Below are 16,324 nucleotides of genomic sequence, written 5' to 3' on the forward strand. Positions count from 1 at the left end.
GGAGAGAATTCATGTTTGCGCCGGTTTACCTCGACCACAACGCCACCACGCCGATTGATCCGGCTGTGCGCGAAGCCATGCTGCCATGGCTGGGCGAGCGTTTCGGCAATGCGTCGAGCCGTCACGAATACGGCCGTGCGGCGCGCAAGGCCATCGACGAGGCGAGGGCGCAGGTGGCTGTGGCAGTCAATGCCCATCCCACCGAAGTCATTTTTACCAGCGGCGGCTCCGAGGCCAACAACCTCTTCATCAAGGGCGCCGCAGCCTCGATGAAGCCGGGGCTGGTGGCGGTCAGTGCCGTCGAGCATCCCTGCGTGCGCGAGCCCGCAACGCAGCTGGTGCGCAGTGGCTGGCGCTGTGTGGAAATCGGCGTCGATACGGATGGATTGATTGATTTGCAGGCCTTTGAAGGCGTGCTGGCTGAAAAGCCGAAGCTGGTTTCGGTGATGCTCGCCAATAACGAAACCGGCGTTATCCAGGATGTCGCCGCTTTGGCTGCCGGGGTGCGCGCGAAGGGCGGCTGGATGCATTGCGATGCCGTCCAGGCGCTTGGCAAGATCGATGTGGATTTTCGGGCGCTCGGTGTGCATGGCCTCAGCGTGTCGGCCCACAAGATTTACGGCCCGCTGGGTGCGGGCGCGCTGATCGTCGATAAGCGGGTCGAGCTGGCTCCCCTGATCGCCGGCGGCGGGCAGGAGCGCAATCTGCGTTCCGGCACCGAAAACGTCATGGCGATTGTCGGTTTCGGCAAGGCCTGTGAGCTGGCTGTGGCTGCCCGTCAAGAGCGCTCGCAGCGTCTGGCAGGCTTGCAGCTGCGGCTGGAAGCCGGGCTGGTGCAACTGGGTGGAAAGATTTTTTCGGCGGCGGCTCCGCGGCTTTCGAATACCAGCTTCTTTGCCTTCGAAGGTGTCGATGGCGAAACGCTTGTCGGCAAGCTCGACCGGGCCGGTTTTGCGGTGGCGAGCGGTTCGGCCTGCTCCAGCGCGAACCCGGAGCCTTCCCATACGCTCATGGCGATGGGTGTGGGCGAAAGTCTCGCGCGGGCGGCGGTGCGTGTCAGCTTTGGGGCCGGCAGCACGCAGCAGGATGTGGATGGATTTTTGAAGGCGCTCGGCGAGAATCTCGCCAGCCTTCGAACGCTGGCCGCGATCGCGGTCTAAGTTATTGGAACGATTTAAATTTTTGCAGCACGGAGAAGATGAAGATGCTCAAGTTTCCGATCTACCTCGATTACTCGGCGACCACGCCGGTGGATCCCCGCGTGGCGGAGAAGATGATTCCCTACCTCACGGAGCTGTTCGGTAACCCGGCATCCCGCAGCCACTCGTATGGCTGGACGGCCGAGAAGGCCGTGGAAGAGGCACGCGAGGAAGTGGCAAAGCTGGTGAATGCCGATTCCAAGGAGATCATCTGGACCTCCGGTGCGACCGAATCCAACAACCTGGCGATCAAGGGCGCGGCCCATTTTTATTCGGGCAAGGGCAAGCACATCATCACCCTCAAGACCGAGCACAAGGCGGTGCTGGATACCGTTCGCGAACTCGAGCGCCAGGGCTTCGAGGCAACCTATCTGGACGTCAAGGAAGACGGCCTGGTGGATCTCGACGTGCTCAAGGCGGCGATCCGTCCCGATACGGTGGTGATTTCAGTGCTCTTCGTGAACAACGAAATCGGCGTGATCCAGCCGATCGCCGAGATCGGCGAGATCTGCCGCGAGAAGGGCATCATCTTCCATGTGGATGCAGCCCAGGCCACCGGCAAGGTGGAGATCGACCTGTCGAAGCTGAAGGTCGATCTGATGTCTTTCTGCGCCCACAAGACCTACGGCCCGAAGGGCATCGGCGCCCTGTACGTGCGTCGCAAGCCCCGCGTGCGCCTCGAGGCGCAGATGCACGGCGGCGGCCACGAGCGCGGCCTGCGTTCCGGCACCCTGGCCACTCACCAGATCGTCGGCATGGGCGAAGCGTTCCGTCTGGCCCGCCTGGAAATGGCCGAAGAAAACACGCGCATCGGCGCGCTGCGTGATCGCCTGCTCACCGGCCTGACCGCCATCGAGGAAAGCTTTGTAAACGGCGACATGGCGCACCGTGTGCCGCACAACCTGAACATCAGTTTCGCCTACGTTGAAGGCGAATCCCTGATCATGGCGGTCAAGGACATTGCAGTGTCGAGCGGTTCGGCCTGCACCTCGGCCAGCCTTGAGCCTTCGTACGTGTTGCGCGCCCTTGGCCGCAACGACGAACTGGCCCACAGTTCCATCCGTTTCACCATCGGCCGCTTCACGACGGCCGAGGAGATCGACTATACAATCGACTTGCTGCAGCGCAAGGTCGGCAAGCTCCGCGAACTGTCGCCCCTCTGGGACATGTTCAAGGAAGGCATCGACCTTGATACCGTGCAGTGGGCGGCCCACTGACAGGAGAGCAAAAATGTCATACAGCGAAAAGGTTCTGGACCACTACGAAAACCCCCGTAACGTCGGTGCTTTCGGCAAGGAAGACGACGGCGTGGGTACCGGCATGGTCGGCGCTCCGGCCTGCGGCGACGTGATGAAGCTGCAGATCAAGGTTGGCAAGGATGGCATCATTGAGGATGCCAAGTTCAAGACTTACGGTTGTGGCTCGGCCATTGCGTCGAGTTCGTTGGTCACCGAATGGGTCAAGGGCAAGACCCTCGACCAGGCGCTGGACATCAAGAACACCGCTATTGCCGAAGAGCTGGCCCTGCCCCCGGTGAAGATCCACTGCTCGATCCTGGCCGAGGATGCCATCAAGGCGGCGGTCGAGGATTACAAGAAAAAGCACAACGGCTGAAAGGAACGCAATCATGGCAGTTACCCTCTCCGACAAGGCTGCAAAGCACATCGATAACTTCATCGCCAAGCGCGGCAAGGGCGTTGGTATTCGCCTCGGCGTGCGCACGTCGGGCTGTTCCGGGATGGCCTACAAGCTGGAATTTGCCGACGAGGTGCTGCCGGAAGACGTGGTGTTTGAAAGCCACGGCCTGAAGGTGATGATCGATCCCAAGAGCCTGCCTTACATGGACGGCACCGAACTGGACTTCGTGCGCGAAGGGTTGAATGAAGGTTTCAAGTTCAACAACCCCAACGTGAAGGACCAGTGCGGCTGCGGCGAGAGCTTCACCGTCTAGGATGCTCGATCTCAAGCAGGACTTCTTCACTCTGTTTGGTCTTGAGCCGGTCTTCGCAATCGACATGGAGCGGCTGGAGCAGGCCTACCTGGATATCCAGGGCAAGGTTCATCCCGATCGCTTCGCCCATCTTCCTGACGTTGAAAAGCGTTTGTCGATGCAGTGGGCGACCCATGCGAACGAAGCCTTCCGCACGCTGAAGAGTCCGCTCTCGCGGGGGCATTACCTGCTCGAGATGCGCGGCGTCGATCCCGCCTTCGACACCAACACCGCCATGTCCGCCGAGTTCCTGATGGAGCAGATGGAGTGGCGCGAAGCCCTCGGCGAGGCGCAGGACGCGGCGGACGAAGACGCGCTCGAGGATCTGGCACGGCGCATCCGGCACAGCAGCAAGACGCTGGTCGATGAACTGGGCCGGCAACTTGATGTGGCAGGCGATCTTGAAGGCGCCGCGGATACCGTCCGGCGCATGAAGTTTCTCGAAAAGCTGCAACACGAAATCAATGACGCCTTGACGGCGCTGGAATCCTGATGGCTCTGCTGCAAATTTCCGAACCCGGCATGTCCACCGCCCCTCACCAGCATCGGCTGGCGGTGGGGATCGACCTTGGTACCACCAACTCGCTGGTGGCGACGGTGCGCAATGGCGTAAGCCTGTGTCTGCAGGACGAAGACGGCAAGGCGCTGCTGCCGTCCATCGTGCATTACCTCCCGGACGGCCAGATCGTCGTCGGCCGCAAGGCCCAGGCGACGCAGGCGGTCGATCCGCGCAATACGATCATTTCGGTCAAGCGCTTCATGGGGCGCGGCCTGAAGGACGTGTCCCACGTTGAAACCATGCCCTACGACTTTGTCGATACGGAAGGCATGGTGCGTTTGCGTACCGTGCAGGGCGTCAAGAGCCCGGTCGAGGTTTCTGCCGAGATCCTCAAGGAATTACGCCTGCGCGCCGAGCGCAGCCTGGGCGATGAACTCACCGGTGCGGTGATCACCGTGCCGGCCTATTTCGACGATGCCCAGCGCCAGGCCACCAAGGATGCCGCCCGGCTGGCGGGCCTCAATGTGCTGCGCCTGCTCAACGAACCGACTGCGGCGGCTATCGCCTACGGTCTCGAGAACGCTTCGGAAGGCGTCTACGCGGTCTATGACCTGGGCGGCGGAACCTTCGACATTTCGATCCTGCGCCTCTCGCGCGGGGTTTTCGAGGTAGTCGCAACCAGCGGCGATGCGGCTCTTGGCGGCGACGATTTCGACCACCGGGTGTTCTGCTGGATTCTCGACAACGCGGGCATCTCGCTGCCGTCCGACCGGGATTCCCGCCGCATGCTGATGAAGGCGCGGGAGGTGAAGGAGCGTCTGAGCCTCGACGAATCGGCGCCCGTCCGCATGACCCTCGATAGCGGTGACGAGATCGATCTCGTCATCGAACGCCAGGTTTTTGTGGACATCACCCGGCCGCTGGTCGAAAAGACCCTCCGGCCCCTCAAGAAGGCGCTGCGTGACGCAGGTCTCGAGGCGTCCGACGTGAAGGGCGTGGTGATGGTGGGCGGCGCGACGCGCATGCCGCACGTGCAGCAGGCTGTTGGCGAATTCTTCGGCCAGACACCGCTTACCAACCTCGACCCGGATACCGTTGTGGCCATCGGTGCGGCCATGCAGGCCAATGTGCTGGCCGGCAACAGGGCCGCCGAAGAAGAGTGGCTGTTGCTCGACGTGATTCCCCTGTCTCTCGGCATCGAGACGATGGGCGGGCTGGTCGAGAAGATCATTCCCCGCAATTCGACCATTCCCACTGCGCGGGCCCAGGAGTTCACCACCTTCAAGGACGGCCAGACGGCCATGTCCTTCCATGTGGTGCAGGGCGAGCGCGAACTGGTGGCAGATTGCCGTTCGCTGGCCCGCTTCGAGTTGCGCGGCATTCCGCCGATGGTTGCCGGTGCGGCCCGCATCCGCGTCACCTTCCAGGTGGACGCCGACGGCCTGCTGTCGGTGTCGGCGCGGGAAGTCTCGACCGGTGTCGAGGCGCGGGTAGAGGTCAAGCCCTCTTACGGCCTTGCCGACGACGAGATCGCCGACATGCTGAAGGCAGGCTTCGAGCACGCCCAGCAGGACATGGAGCGGCGTGCTCTCAAGGAGCAGCAGGTCGAGGCCGAGCGGGTCATCGAGGCCACGGAGCAAGCGCTGGCCGTCGATGCCAGCCTGCTCGACGACGCCGAGCGGGCGGCCCTCGACGCAGCTATCGCCGCACTGCGTAGCGCCGCCCAAGGCCAGGATTCGCGGGCCATCAAGATTCAGCTGGAAGCCTTCAACCGGGCATCCAACGAATTCGCGTCCCGCCGCATGGACAAGAGCATCCGCCAGGCCCTGACCGGCCACAAGATTGACGAAATCCGGATCTGAACCGAGCAATGACTACACTGATTGTGCTGCCCCACGTTGAGCTGTGTCCCGAAGGTGCCGTGATCGAAGCCGAACCCGGCCAGACGATCTGCGACAGCCTGCTGGCCAACGGCATTGAAATCGAACACGCCTGTGAAAAATCCTGTGCCTGCACAACCTGTCACGTGATCGTGCGCGAAGGCTTCAACAGTCTCGAAGAGGCCGAGGAGCTCGAGGAAGACCTTCTCGACAAGGCCTGGGGCCTGGAGCCCCAGTCGCGCCTTTCGTGTCAGGCCGTGGTTGGCGCCACGCCGCTGACCGTCGAGATTCCCAAGTACTCCATCAACATGGCCCGGGAGGGCAAGCACTGATGAAATGGACTGAAGTTCAGGAAATCGCGATCCAGCTGTCGGATGCCCATCCGGATGTGGACCCGACCAAGGTGAATTTTGTCGACCTGATGCGCTGGGTGATGGCGCTGCCGGATTTCAACGACGATCCGAAGCATTGCGGCGAGCGCATTCTCGAGGGCATTCAGCAGGCCTGGATCGAGGAAATCGAGTAATGAGCGTTGAGGCCTCGCCCGCAGATATTCTGGGTTTCGAAGTCCGGGGCATCAAGGGCGAGCCGATCCGGTTTGGCGATTTTGCCGGGAAGGTCGTGCTGGCGGTGAATACTGCCAGCCGTTGCGGCTTTACGCCCCAGTACGCGGGGCTGCAGAAACTGCATGAAACCTTCGGCCCGCGTGGGCTGGTGGTGATAGGGTTTCCGTGCAACCAGTTTGGCGCGCAGGAGCCCGAAGGCGAGGCGGGCATCGCCCGTTTCTGCGAGTTGAATTACGGCGTCGATTTTCTGCTCACCGAGAAAATCGAGGTCAATGGGCCGGGCGCCCATCCCTTGTTTCGCTACCTGACATCGGCGTGTCCCGGTGTGCTGGGGACGCAGCCGGTCAAATGGAACTTCACGAAGTTCCTTATTGACAAGGCGGGTGTCCCGGTCAGGCGCTACGCGCCGACGACATCGCCCGCCGCTCTGGCGGATGACATCGAGGCCTTGCTTTAGCGCTTTGCCTTTCAGCGGGCCGTCGGATCGGACGGTTCGTTCAGCGACAGCCAGTACAGCCCGAGCTGGCCCACAGCCTGCAGGAAACGTTCGAAATCCACCGGTTTGCGGATGTAGCTGTTGGCTCCGAGGCGGTAGGCTTCGAAGATATCCTGGTGTTCCTTGGAGGTTGTGAGCACCACCACCGGCAGGAGCGCAGTCCGCTCGTCGGCGCGGATGCGGCGGAGGACTTCGAGCCCGTCGATGCGCGGGAGCTTCAGGTCGAGCAGGACAAAAGCCGGCATGATCAGGCTGTCACGGGACGAGAACTGCCCTGTACAGAAAAGGTAGTCCAGCGCCTCCACGCCGTCCCGGGCCACGACGACCTGATTGGCAATCTTGTTTTTGCTGAAAGCCCGGAGCGTGAGAGCCTCATCGTCAGGGTTGTCCTCTACGAGGAGGATGGGACGATCGGTCGCCATAAGTGTTCCTTGACCCTTTTTTATGTTTTTGCCTGATTTTTTGTTTTGAGCTCAAATCTGGTGGTTTTGGGCTCAGGCAAGATCATAAGTACGGCAGGCGATCGAATAGGTTGACCGATTTCTCACAGGCTGTCGGGTTTTACAACAATTGACCCGCTTGCAGGACAAATATCTTGTCCTCGCCACCGGGGGCCGAAACCCATGTCGGTGCAAGGGTCGGGAACGCTCCTTCGACGATGTCCCGGTTGTGGCCGACTTCGATGGCGAGCACGCCGTCGGGCTTCAGGAAGCGTGGTGCATCGGCCAGCAGCTTGCGCACCAGATCGAGTCCGTCTTCACCGGAGCCGAGCGCAAGGCCGGGTTCGTGGAGGTATTCGGCCGGCAGCGATTCCATGGATTCGCGGGTGACGTAGGGCGGGTTGCTTAGGATGAAGTCGAAGCCTTGTTCGGGAACTGCGGCGAAGCCGTCGGACAGCACGAGCTTGATGCGGTCTTCGAGGCCATAGGCGGCGATGTTTTCGGCCGCCACGTCGAGTGCGTCCTGGGAGATATCGACGGCGACGATCTCTGCATTGGGGAAGGCGTGGGCCATCAGGATCGCGAGGCAGCCCGATCCGGTGCACATGTCCATCGCTGCGGTGACTTCTTCTGGATCCTGGATCCACGGGCTGAAGCCGTCCTCGAGCAGCTCGGCAAAGTAGGAGCGGGGGATGATGACCCGCGGGTCTACCTTGAAGCGGAAGTCGCCGAGCCAGGCTTCGCCGGTGATGTAGGCGGCGGGCAGGCGTTCGGTGGCGCGCTTTTCGATGACTTCCAGAATCTCCTCGCGCTCGTCACCGGGGATGCAGGCGTCGAGGAAGGGTTCGAGCCTGTCGAGGGGCAGGGACAGGGTGTGCAGGATCAGGTAGACGGCTTCGTCGTAGGCGTCGGTGAGGCCGTGGCCGAAGAAGCAGCCGGCGCGGTTGAAGCGGGTCACGGCGTAGCGCAGCCAGTCGCGAACGGTGACGAGTTCGGCCAGCGGGCCGTGCTCGTGTTCGTGATCGTGTTCGTGTTCGTCTTCGAGGTGGTCTTCGTGGGTCATGCCTTGTCCGATGCGGTCAGGAGGTTTTCGAGGGTGCGCCGATAGATCGCCGAGAGCGGTTCGATGGCGTCGAGGGCGATACACTCGTTGAGCTTGTGGATCGTGGCGTTTACCGGGCCGAATTCGACCACCTGCGGGCAGATGTCGGCGATGAAGCGGCCGTCCGAGGTGCCGCCGGTCGTGGAGAGTTCGGGCGTGATGGCCAGGGTGCCCTGGATGGCCGATTCCATCGCCGCGACCAGGTTGCCGCGGGGGGTCAGGAAGGGCCGGCCGCCGAGGGTCCAGGCGAGGTCGTAGTCGAATCCGTGGCGATCGAGGATTTCATGCACGCGGCGCTTGAGTTCGTCGGCGGTGTGAACCGTGGCGAAACGGAAGTTGAACATGACGTCCAGGGTGCCGGGAATCACGTTGGTGGCGCCGGTGCCGGCCTTGATGTTGGACATCTGCCAGGAGGTGGGCGGGAAGTATTCGTTGCCTTCGTCCCAGGTTTCGGCAGCCAGTTCGGCCAGGGCCGGGGCGGCGAGGTGGATCGGGTTTTTGGCCAGCTGCGGGTAGGCGATGTGGCCCTGGATGCCTTTCACCGTGAGCTTGCCGGAGAGGCTGCCGCGGCGGCCGTTCTTGATGGTGTCGCCGAGGGTGGTGCTCGAGGTGGGTTCGCCGACGATGCAGTAGTCGAGGGTTTCGCCACGGGCGCGCAGGGTTTCGACGACCAGGGTGGTGCCGTGGGTGGCGTCGCCTTCCTCGTCGGAGGTGAGGAGCAGCGCAATGGAGCCGGGGTGCGCCGGATTGGCGCTGACGAAGGCTTCGATGGACGTGACGAAGGCCGCCAGCGAGGCCTTCATGTCGGCGGCGCCGCGACCGAACAGGAAGCCGTCGCGTTCGGTGGGCACGAAGGGGTCGGAGTTCCAGTCGGCGAGCGGGCCGGTGGGGACGACGTCGGTGTGGCCGGCAAAGACGACCAGCGGGCGGCTGGTGCCGCGGCGGGCCCACAGGTTGCTGACGCCGCCGCCGTCGATGCGTTCGCAGACGAAGCCCAGCGGTGCAAGGCGCGCGGCGATGAGTTCGAGGCAGCCGGCATCTTCGGGGGTGACCGAGGAGCGGGCGATCAGGTTGCGGGTGAGTTCCAGCGTGGGGCTTCGGGATGCGTTCATGCGGTGTGGTTTTCAGTCGTCTTCGTCGTTCAGTTCGAGGGTGAATTCGCGGAAGGAAGAGCCGTCCGGCTGGGTGCTTTCGAAGTCGATGGAGGACGAGGGCGTGCGGCCGGATTTTTCGCCGCCGCCGCTGCCGGTGCTGAACTGGGCGTTGTTGATGAGCCAGGACAGGTTGGTCGGCGAGTCGGAGTTGCCGAGCGCCTCTTCGAGGGTGATCACCTTGTCCTTGTAGAGGCGGAAGAGATCCTGCTCGAAGGTGCGCGAGCCCTGGGTCAGGCTTTGCTCCATCGCTTCGCGGATACCCGAGATTTCACTGCGCTCGATCAGCTCGGCAACTTGCCGGGTGTTGAGCAGGATTTCCACGGCCGGGACACGCCCGCCGTCCGGCCGCTTGACCAGCCGCTGGGAAACGATGCACTTGAGCGTTGCGGCCAGGTCGAGGGACAGCAGACCCCGCCCGTCGAGCGGGAAGAAGCTGAAGATCCGGTTGAGGGCGTGATAGGCGTTGTTGGCGTGCAGCGTGGCGAGGCACAGGTGGCCGGTCTGGGCGTAGGCCAGCGCGGCCTGCATGGTTTCGCGGTCGCGGATTTCGCCGATGAGGATGCAGTCGGGCGCCTGGCGCATGGCGTTCTTCAGCGCGTTGTGCCAGTCGTTGGTGTCCTGGCCGATCTCCCGCTGATTGACGATCGACATCTTGTGCTTGAACAGATATTCGATCGGATCTTCGATGGTCAGGATGTGACCGGAGCGGTTTTCGTTGCGGTGATCGAGCATCGACGCGATGGTCGTCGATTTGCCGGAGCCGGTGGCGCCGACGACGAGGACCAGGCCCCGCTTTTCCATGATGAGTTCGTTGAGCACCGGCGGCAGGCCGAGGGTGTCCAGGCGGGGAATGTCGCCGGCGATGTAGCGCACGACGATGGCAATGCTGCTGCGTTGCCAGAAAATGTTGACCCGGAAGTTGCCGAGATCGCGCCGGCCGAAGGAGAGGTTCATCTCCCGGCTGGTCTCGAAGCGCTCGGTCTGCTCGGGCGTCATCATTTCGTAGGCCATGCGGTGGACCATCGCCGGGTCCATGGCCTGCTGGTTGATGGGCACCGTGTTGCCATCGATCTTGATGTGGATCGGGGTGCCGACAGTAATGAAGATGTCCGAGGCTTTTTTCTCGGCCATCAGGGCGAATAGCTTGTCGATGATCATCGGGCAGCCCGGGGAAACTTGGGCCGCCATGAAGGCGGCCCGGTGTCGCGGTTAGTCGCGCAGCAGCTCGTTGATGCTGGTCTTGGCGCGGGTCTGGGCGTCGACCTTCTTGACGATGACGGCGCAGTACAGGCTGTACTTGCCATCGGCCGAGGGCAGGTTGCCGCTCACCACGACGGAGCCGGCCGGGATGCGGCCGTAAGTGACTTCGCCGGTGGCGCGGTCGTAGATCTTGGTGCTTTGACCGATGTATACGCCCATGGAGATGACGCAGTTGTCTTCGACGATGACGCCTTCGACCACTTCGGAGCGGGCGCCGACGAAGCAGTTGTCGCCGATGATGGTCGGGTTGGCCTGCAGGGGCTCGAGCACGCCGCCGATGCCGACACCGCCGGAGAGGTGAACGTTCTTGCCGATCTGGGCGCAGGAGCCGACGGTGGCCCAGGTGTCGACCATGGAGCCTTCACCCACGTAGGCGCCGATGTTCACGTAGGAGGGCATCAGCACGACGCCCTTGGAGATGAAGCTGCCCTTGCGCACGATGGCGTTCGGCACGACGCGGAAGCCGCCGTGCTGGAAGTCGTGTTCGTTGTAGTCGTCGAACTTGGTCGGGACTTTGTCGTAGTAGCGGGTGTCGCCGCCGGACATGACCTTGTTGTCGTGGGTGCGGAAGTACAGCAGCACGGCCTTCTTGATCCACTGGTGGGTGACCCACTCGCCGTTGATCTTCTCGGCGACGCGCAGTTTGCCCTGGTCGAGTTCGTTGATGACGTGCTCGATGGCGCGCAACTGCTCGCTCGTCGCCGTGGCGGCGGAAAGCTCGGTGCGGCGCTCCCAGAGGTCTTCGATGATGGCGGTAAAGGGGTTTTCGTGGTGGGGCATGATATGAATGAGTGCGCTCATGAATTGTTCGAAAGTTGTTGGGCGAAGGTGGCGATGCGGCTTGCGGCCTCGACGCACTCTGCCAGGTCGGCCACCAGTGCAATACGCACGAAACCTGCGCCGGGATTGACCCCGTGGGCTTCGCGGGCGAGGAGGCTGCCGGGCAGAACCGTCACATTATATTCAGCCTGCAGCCGGCGGGCGAACTCGGTGTCGGAAACGCCGAGGTGCGCGACGCCGGCCCACAGGTAGAAGCCGGCGTCCGGCAGCTCGACGTGCAGATGGGCGGCAATCATCGGGGTGATGACATCGAATTTCTCGCGGTACAGGCGGCGGTTCTCGATCACGTGGGCTTCGTCGTTCCAGGCGGCAGCCGAGGCGGCCTGCACCGACGGGCTCATGGCACAGCCATGATAGGTGCGATAGAGCAGGAAGCGCTTGAGGATGGCCGCGTCACCGGCAACGAATCCGGAGCGCATGCCCGGTACGTTGGAGCGCTTGGAGAGGCTGGAGAACATCACGATGTTGCGGAAATCACTGCGGCCGAGGCGATGGGCGGCTTCGAGTCCGCCGATGGGCGGGTGCTCGTCGTCGAAGTAGATTTCGGAATAGCACTCGTCGGCGGCAATGATGAAGCCGTAGCGGTCGGAAAGCTCGAAAAGCTGCTGCCATTCGGGCAGCGACAACAGCTTGCCGGTCGGGTTGCCCGGCGAGCACACATAAACAAGCTGGATGCGCTGCCAGGTGGCCTCGGGCACGGAGCTGAAATCCGAGGCGAAGCGGTCGGCCGGCAGGTTGTTGATGAAGTAGGGCTGGGCGCCGGCGAGATAGGCCGCGCCTTCGTAGATCTGGTAGAACGGGTTCGGGCACAGCACCAGCGCATCCGGTCGGGTGCCGTCAATCACGCACTGGGCGAAGGCGAAAAGGGCTTCGCGGGAGCCATTGACCGGCAGTACCTGGGTGGCCGGGTCGATCTTGGGCAGACCGAAACGGCGCTCGAGCCAACTGGCGATGGACTGACGCAGCGCGTCGGAGCCCTGGGTCGTCGGGTAGCTGGCGAGGCCGTCGAGGTTGTCCACCAGCGCCTGGCGAATGAGCGCAGGTGTGGCGTGCTGGGGCTCGCCGATTGACAGGCGGATCGGAGCGAGTCCGGCCGGCGGCACGATGCCTTCGAACAGTTTGCGCAGCTTTTCGAAGGGGTAGGGGTGCAGGCTCTGGAGATGCGGGTTCACGTTCGGGGGATTTCCTGTATTCGGCCCGGGGCGGGCTGCTCGAGAAGTGGGGCAAAACAACCCCCTGGCCTGATTTTCGACCAGTGCTATTATAACGTCCGCGGTTAATGCGGCAGTGCAGCATCGCTATGGCTGCATCTTTTTTCCCACTTCTGATTCCTCTAGCGTTTTTCCGGATTTTCGTGCGTCTCGCCAAACTCAAGCTCGCTGGTTTCAAGACCTTCGTCGACCCGACGACCGTGCTCACGCCCGGCAATCTGGTAGGCGTTGTGGGGCCGAACGGCTGTGGCAAGTCGAACATCATCGACGCGGTGCGCTGGGTGCTGGGCGAATCGCGGGCATCGGCGCTGCGCGGCGGTTCGATGATGGACGTCATCTTCAATGGCTCGACGACCCGCAAGCCGGTGTCGCGGGCCAGCGTCGAGCTGGTTTTCGACAATGCCGAAGGCAAGGCAGCCGGGCAGTGGAAGCCTTACGCCGAAGTGGCCGTGAAGCGCGTGCTCGACCGCAGCGGCGAGTCGACTTACTACATCAACGGCCTGCAGGTTCGCCGCAAGGACGTGATTGATCTCTTCCTTGGCACGGGCCTCGGGCCGCGGGCCTACGCGATCATCGAGCAGGGCATGATCTCGCGCATCATCGAGGCCAAGCCTGAAGAAGTGCGCGGTTTTCTCGAAGAAGCCGCCGGCGTGACCAAGTATCGGGAGCGGCGCAGGGAAACCGAGGGCCGGCTTTCCGATGCCCGCGACAACCTGACCCGCCTCGACGACATCCGCAACGAACTCGGCCAGCAGCTCGGCAAGCTCGAGGCGCAGGCCGCGGTTGCCGAAAGATATCGCCAGCTGAGCAGCAGCCTCGCCGAGCGCCAGAACCTGTTGTGGCTGTTGAAGCGCAATGAAGCGCGCGCCGAGCGCACCCGCCTGTCTGACGATCTGGCCGACGCTACGCGTCGCATCGAAGCCGATTCGACTCGCCTGCAGGAACTCGAAGGCCAGCTCGAAACGGCCCGCGACGCCCAGTTCGCGGCCAACGAAGGTGTCCAGCAGGCCCAGGCTGCGTTGTTCATGGTCAGTTCCGAACTGACCCGCCTCGAAGGCGAGCTGGCTCGTCTGCGCGACAGCCGTCGGGTGCTCGAAAGCCGGCTCGCCCAGCTCGAACGGGATGACGCCCAGTGGCGCAGCCAGCAGGAAAGCCTTGTCGCCGAAGGCGAGCGCTGGCAAGGCCTGCTCGAAAATGCCGCGCTGCGTGCCGAACAGTCCGCGGCGCGCCATGCCGAGGTGAGCGAGCGCCTGCCCGAAGCCGAAGAGGCTCTGCGCACCGCCGATGCGGCGGCCGCTGCGGTACGTCGCGAGCTTAACCAGGCCGAGCAGCAGATTCGCGTCGAAGACGCCAACCGGGTGAGCAGCGAACGCACGCTGGATACGCTGGGGCAGCGTCGCGCACGCTTGCAGCAGGAGCAGGCCTCCATACAGGCGCCGGATCTGCGCGCGCTGGCCGAACGGGAGGCGGCGCTTTCCGAGGCCGAAGACACGCTGGCCCAGCGTCAGGCCGATATTTCCGATGCCCAGGGCCAATTGCCCGGCGCCCAGCAGGCCCTCAAGCAGGCGCTGGACGCAGAGCGCCACGCTCAGCGCCACGCCACCGAGCTGCGTGCCCGCCGCGAGGCGCTTGTCCAGTTGCAGAACAAGGTGCAGGTTCAGGGGCAGCTTGGCGACTGGCTCAAACGCCATCGCCTGGACGGGCTCAAGCCCCTGTGGCAGCGCCTCCGCGTGGAAGCGGGCTGGGAGCTGGCGCTGGAAGCCGTGCTGCGCGAGCGTCTCGCCGCGCTGCCGGCCGATGACGGTCGTGTCGCGCTCGCGGCGCTGAGCGACAAGGTGCCGGGCGCGTTTGCCTTTTTGCTTGCCGATTCGCCCGCCGTTGCCGACGATACCTGCCCGACGCCGGAGGGTCTGCAGCCGCTGGCTTCCCTGGTGGGCGCCGACAGTGATCTGGCCGGCGTGCTGGCGGGCTGGCTGGCGCGCGTCTTCGTGGCCGACGAGCTTGGCGCCTGGCTCGACCGGCGTGCCGAACTGCCGGCGGGTGCCATGCTGGTGTCCCGCGACGGGCGCCTCTTGAGCCGCCACGCATTGGTTCACTACGCGCCCGATTCGCGCACCCATGGCGTTATCGAGCGCCAGCGGGAGATCGATCATCTTGGCGCCGAAGTCGATGCCGCCCAGGACGAAGCGGCGCTTGCGCATGAAAGCGTCGGCGAGGCGGAAGCGCTGGCCACACGCTTGCAGGACACGCTGGGCACTCTGCGCCGCGACGCCCAGGCGCTGCAGGCGCGGGTTCATACCGAGCAGGTCGAGGTGCTCAAGCTCAATCAGGCGCGGGTGCGCTATGAAGAGCGCTGTGGCCAGATCGACCGGGATCTGGGCGAAATCACCCATGCCGAGCAAACCGAGCGCGACCGTCTGATGCGTTCGGAAACCGAACTCGAGCGCAGCCGCGAACTGGCCGAGTTGCAGCGTGGCCGGCTGGATGCCGCCGAAACGGTGCGCAGTGAGCGGGAGAGCAGCCTGCGCGAAACCCGCGCGCTGGATCAGGCGCTGTCCCGCGACCTCCAGGAAGCCCGCCATTCCGAGCGCGAATGCGCCAGCAAGCTCGACGACATTGCCCGCAACCGCGCCCTGGCCGGCGAACAGCTCGAGCGCATTGCCGAAGAACTCACCGAGCGGCGTGAATCGCTGCTGGAAATCGACGAAGTGTCGGTGGCCGCCGCGCTGCAGGATGCGCTGGCCCAGCGTGAAACGCGGGAGACCGCGCTGGCCGCAAGCCGTAACAGCCTGGAAAGCGTCAATGGGCTCCTGCGCGGGCTGGAGGAAGATCGTCAGCGTACCGAGCATGCCGCGGCACCCCAGCGCGAACGTGTCGCCGACCTGCGCCTGCGCGTGCAGGCTTCCGAGATGGCTGAAGCCCAGCATGTCGCGCGCCTCGAAGAAGCCGGGGCCGACGAAGCGGCACTGCTGCCGCTGCTCGCGCCGGACCTCAAGGAAACCTCGCTACAGCGGGAGGTCGGTCGGCTCGGCCGCGAGATTGCCGAACTCGGGCCGGTCAACCTGGCCGCGCTGGACGAGTTGAAGGCGGCTGCCGAGCGCAAGAATTACCTCGATGTGCAGACCGAAGACCTGCTCGGCGCCATCGAAATCCTGGAAGATGCGATCCGCCGGATCGATCGTGAAACGCGAGAGCAGCTTCAGGAGACGTACAATACTGTCAATCATCATTTCGGCAGCCTGTTTCCCATGCTGTTCGGCGGTGGTGAAGCGCGGCTGGTGTTGACCGGCGACGAAATCCTCGATGCCGGCATTTCGATCGTGGCCCAACCGCCGGGCAAGAAGAACAGTTCCATCCAGCTGCTTTCGGGCGGTGAAAAGGCCTTGACGGCCATTGCGCTGGTGTTTTCGATGTTCCAGCTCAATCCGGCGCCGTTTTGCATGCTGGATGAAGTAGATGCGCCGCTCGATGATTCGAACACCGAGCGCTACTGCCAGATGGTCAAGCGCATGTCGTCCCAAACCCAGTTCGTGTTCATCAGTCACAGCAAGATCACCATGGAGATCGCGCAGCAACTGGTGGGGGTGACGATGCAGGAGCAAGGTGTGTCACGGGTGGTTGAAGTAGATATCGAGGAAGCGCTGCGCCTGGCCGAAACGGTCGCAGCCTGATTCAGGGAAACAAGGG

General features: G+C 63.5%; 16 protein-coding genes. 10 read left to right on the plus strand and 6 right to left on the minus strand.

The window, feature by feature from the left end; genetic code table 11:
* The first annotated feature begins 11 nt into the window (after positions 1 to 11).
* Genes Q1W26_RS15375 through Q1W26_RS15415 form a run of 9 tightly spaced genes read left to right on the plus strand, consistent with a single transcriptional unit; the run spans position 12 to position 6,591 of the window.
* Complete coding sequence (locus Q1W26_RS15375) at positions 12 to 1,160, plus strand: cysteine desulfurase family protein (protein ID WP_300442040.1); 1,149 nt, start codon at positions 12 to 14, stop codon at positions 1,158 to 1,160.
* Between the two features lie 44 nt (positions 1,161 to 1,204).
* Positions 1,205 to 2,416 (plus strand): IscS subfamily cysteine desulfurase, encoded by a 1,212-nt coding sequence (locus tag Q1W26_RS15380; protein WP_300442043.1) that lies wholly within the window; start codon positions 1,205 to 1,207, stop codon positions 2,414 to 2,416.
* A gap of 13 nt (positions 2,417 to 2,429) precedes the next feature.
* On the plus strand, positions 2,430 to 2,813 hold the full coding sequence (gene iscU, locus Q1W26_RS15385; protein WP_300442045.1) for a Fe-S cluster assembly scaffold IscU: 384 nt from the start codon (positions 2,430 to 2,432) through the stop codon (positions 2,811 to 2,813).
* A gap of 13 nt (positions 2,814 to 2,826) precedes the next feature.
* Positions 2,827 to 3,150, plus strand: coding sequence for an iron-sulfur cluster assembly protein IscA (gene iscA, locus Q1W26_RS15390; RefSeq protein ID WP_300442047.1), 324 nt, complete (start codon positions 2,827 to 2,829; stop codon positions 3,148 to 3,150).
* 1 nt (position 3,151) lies between these two features.
* Entirely contained in the window at positions 3,152 to 3,682 is a 531-nt protein-coding gene (gene hscB / locus Q1W26_RS15395) for a Fe-S protein assembly co-chaperone HscB (protein WP_300442049.1), read from the plus strand.
* Positions 3,682 to 5,550 (plus strand): Fe-S protein assembly chaperone HscA, encoded by a 1,869-nt coding sequence (gene hscA, locus Q1W26_RS15400; RefSeq protein ID WP_300442051.1) that lies wholly within the window; start codon positions 3,682 to 3,684, stop codon positions 5,548 to 5,550. The genes hscB and hscA overlap by 1 nt, the downstream gene beginning before the upstream one ends.
* 8 nt (positions 5,551 to 5,558) lie before the next feature.
* Entirely contained in the window at positions 5,559 to 5,900 is a 342-nt protein-coding gene (gene fdx / locus Q1W26_RS15405; protein WP_300442053.1) for an ISC system 2Fe-2S type ferredoxin, read from the plus strand.
* Positions 5,900 to 6,094, plus strand: coding sequence for a Fe-S cluster assembly protein IscX (iscX, locus tag Q1W26_RS15410; RefSeq protein ID WP_300442056.1), 195 nt, complete (start codon positions 5,900 to 5,902; stop codon positions 6,092 to 6,094). Before fdx ends, iscX begins: the two co-directional genes overlap by 1 nt.
* Complete coding sequence (locus tag Q1W26_RS15415; protein ID WP_300442059.1) at positions 6,094 to 6,591, plus strand: glutathione peroxidase; 498 nt, start codon at positions 6,094 to 6,096, stop codon at positions 6,589 to 6,591. The genes iscX and Q1W26_RS15415 overlap by 1 nt, the downstream gene beginning before the upstream one ends.
* Positions 6,592 to 6,602: 11 nt before the next feature.
* Here the strand turns inward: Q1W26_RS15415 and Q1W26_RS15420 are convergent, their stop codons facing one another.
* The 6 genes from Q1W26_RS15420 to dapC all read right to left on the minus strand — a co-directional run bounded on the left by Q1W26_RS15420 (position 6,603) and on the right by dapC (position 12,598).
* On the minus strand, positions 6,603 to 7,052 hold the full coding sequence (locus Q1W26_RS15420; RefSeq protein WP_300442062.1) for a response regulator: 450 nt from the start codon (positions 7,050 to 7,052) through the stop codon (positions 6,603 to 6,605).
* A gap of 139 nt (positions 7,053 to 7,191) precedes the next feature.
* On the minus strand, positions 7,192 to 8,133 hold the full coding sequence (prmB, locus tag Q1W26_RS15425; protein WP_300442065.1) for a 50S ribosomal protein L3 N(5)-glutamine methyltransferase: 942 nt from the start codon (positions 8,131 to 8,133) through the stop codon (positions 7,192 to 7,194).
* Entirely contained in the window at positions 8,130 to 9,284 is a 1,155-nt protein-coding gene (dapE, locus tag Q1W26_RS15430) for a succinyl-diaminopimelate desuccinylase (protein ID WP_300442068.1), read from the minus strand. Before dapE ends, prmB begins: the two co-directional genes overlap by 4 nt.
* A gap of 12 nt (positions 9,285 to 9,296) precedes the next feature.
* Positions 9,297 to 10,484: a PilT/PilU family type 4a pilus ATPase gene (locus tag Q1W26_RS15435; protein ID WP_300442192.1), complete on the minus strand. Its 1,188-nt coding sequence runs from the start codon at positions 10,482 to 10,484 to the stop codon at positions 9,297 to 9,299.
* 51 nt (positions 10,485 to 10,535) lie between these two features.
* A complete protein-coding gene (gene dapD, locus Q1W26_RS15440) occupies positions 10,536 to 11,387 on the minus strand; it encodes a 2,3,4,5-tetrahydropyridine-2,6-dicarboxylate N-succinyltransferase (protein ID WP_300442071.1) in 852 nt (283 codons plus the stop codon).
* A complete protein-coding gene (dapC, locus tag Q1W26_RS15445) occupies positions 11,384 to 12,598 on the minus strand; it encodes a succinyldiaminopimelate transaminase (RefSeq protein WP_300442074.1) in 1,215 nt (404 codons plus the stop codon). Before dapC ends, dapD begins: the two co-directional genes overlap by 4 nt.
* Positions 12,599 to 12,780: 182 nt before the next feature.
* Between dapC and smc the strand changes: the two genes are divergently transcribed.
* Positions 12,781 to 16,308 (plus strand): chromosome segregation protein SMC, encoded by a 3,528-nt coding sequence (gene smc / locus Q1W26_RS15450; protein ID WP_300442077.1) that lies wholly within the window; start codon positions 12,781 to 12,783, stop codon positions 16,306 to 16,308.
* Positions 16,309 to 16,324: the final 16 nt, after the last annotated feature.

The organism is Zoogloea sp., from assembly GCF_030157465.1.
GTDB lineage: Bacteria > Pseudomonadota > Gammaproteobacteria > Burkholderiales > Rhodocyclaceae > Zoogloea.

Excerpts from the sequence above, each read along its gene's own strand:
- Q1W26_RS15375 (WP_300442040.1), top strand. The coding sequence starts at position 12 with ATGTTTGCGCCGGTTTACCTCGACCACAACGCCACCACGCCGATTGAT.
- Q1W26_RS15380 (WP_300442043.1), top strand. The coding sequence starts at position 1,205 with ATGCTCAAGTTTCCGATCTACCTCGATTACTCGGCGACCACGCCGGTG.
- iscU (WP_300442045.1), top strand. The coding sequence starts at position 2,430 with ATGTCATACAGCGAAAAGGTTCTGGACCACTACGAAAACCCCCGTAAC.
- iscA (WP_300442047.1), top strand. The coding sequence starts at position 2,827 with ATGGCAGTTACCCTCTCCGACAAGGCTGCAAAGCACATCGATAACTTC.
- hscB (WP_300442049.1), top strand. The coding sequence starts at position 3,152 with ATGCTCGATCTCAAGCAGGACTTCTTCACTCTGTTTGGTCTTGAGCCG.
- hscA (WP_300442051.1), top strand. The coding sequence starts at position 3,682 with ATGGCTCTGCTGCAAATTTCCGAACCCGGCATGTCCACCGCCCCTCAC.
- fdx (WP_300442053.1), top strand. The coding sequence starts at position 5,559 with ATGACTACACTGATTGTGCTGCCCCACGTTGAGCTGTGTCCCGAAGGT.
- iscX (WP_300442056.1), top strand. The coding sequence starts at position 5,900 with ATGAAATGGACTGAAGTTCAGGAAATCGCGATCCAGCTGTCGGATGCC.
- Q1W26_RS15415 (WP_300442059.1), top strand. The coding sequence starts at position 6,094 with ATGAGCGTTGAGGCCTCGCCCGCAGATATTCTGGGTTTCGAAGTCCGG.
- Q1W26_RS15420 (WP_300442062.1), bottom strand. The coding sequence starts at position 7,052 with ATGGCGACCGATCGTCCCATCCTCCTCGTAGAGGACAACCCTGACGAT.
- prmB (WP_300442065.1), bottom strand. The coding sequence starts at position 8,133 with ATGACCCACGAAGACCACCTCGAAGACGAACACGAACACGATCACGAA.
- dapE (WP_300442068.1), bottom strand. The coding sequence starts at position 9,284 with ATGAACGCATCCCGAAGCCCCACGCTGGAACTCACCCGCAACCTGATC.
- Q1W26_RS15435 (WP_300442192.1), bottom strand. The coding sequence starts at position 10,484 with ATGATCATCGACAAGCTATTCGCCCTGATGGCCGAGAAAAAAGCCTCG.
- dapD (WP_300442071.1), bottom strand. The coding sequence starts at position 11,387 with ATGAGCGCACTCATTCATATCATGCCCCACCACGAAAACCCCTTTACC.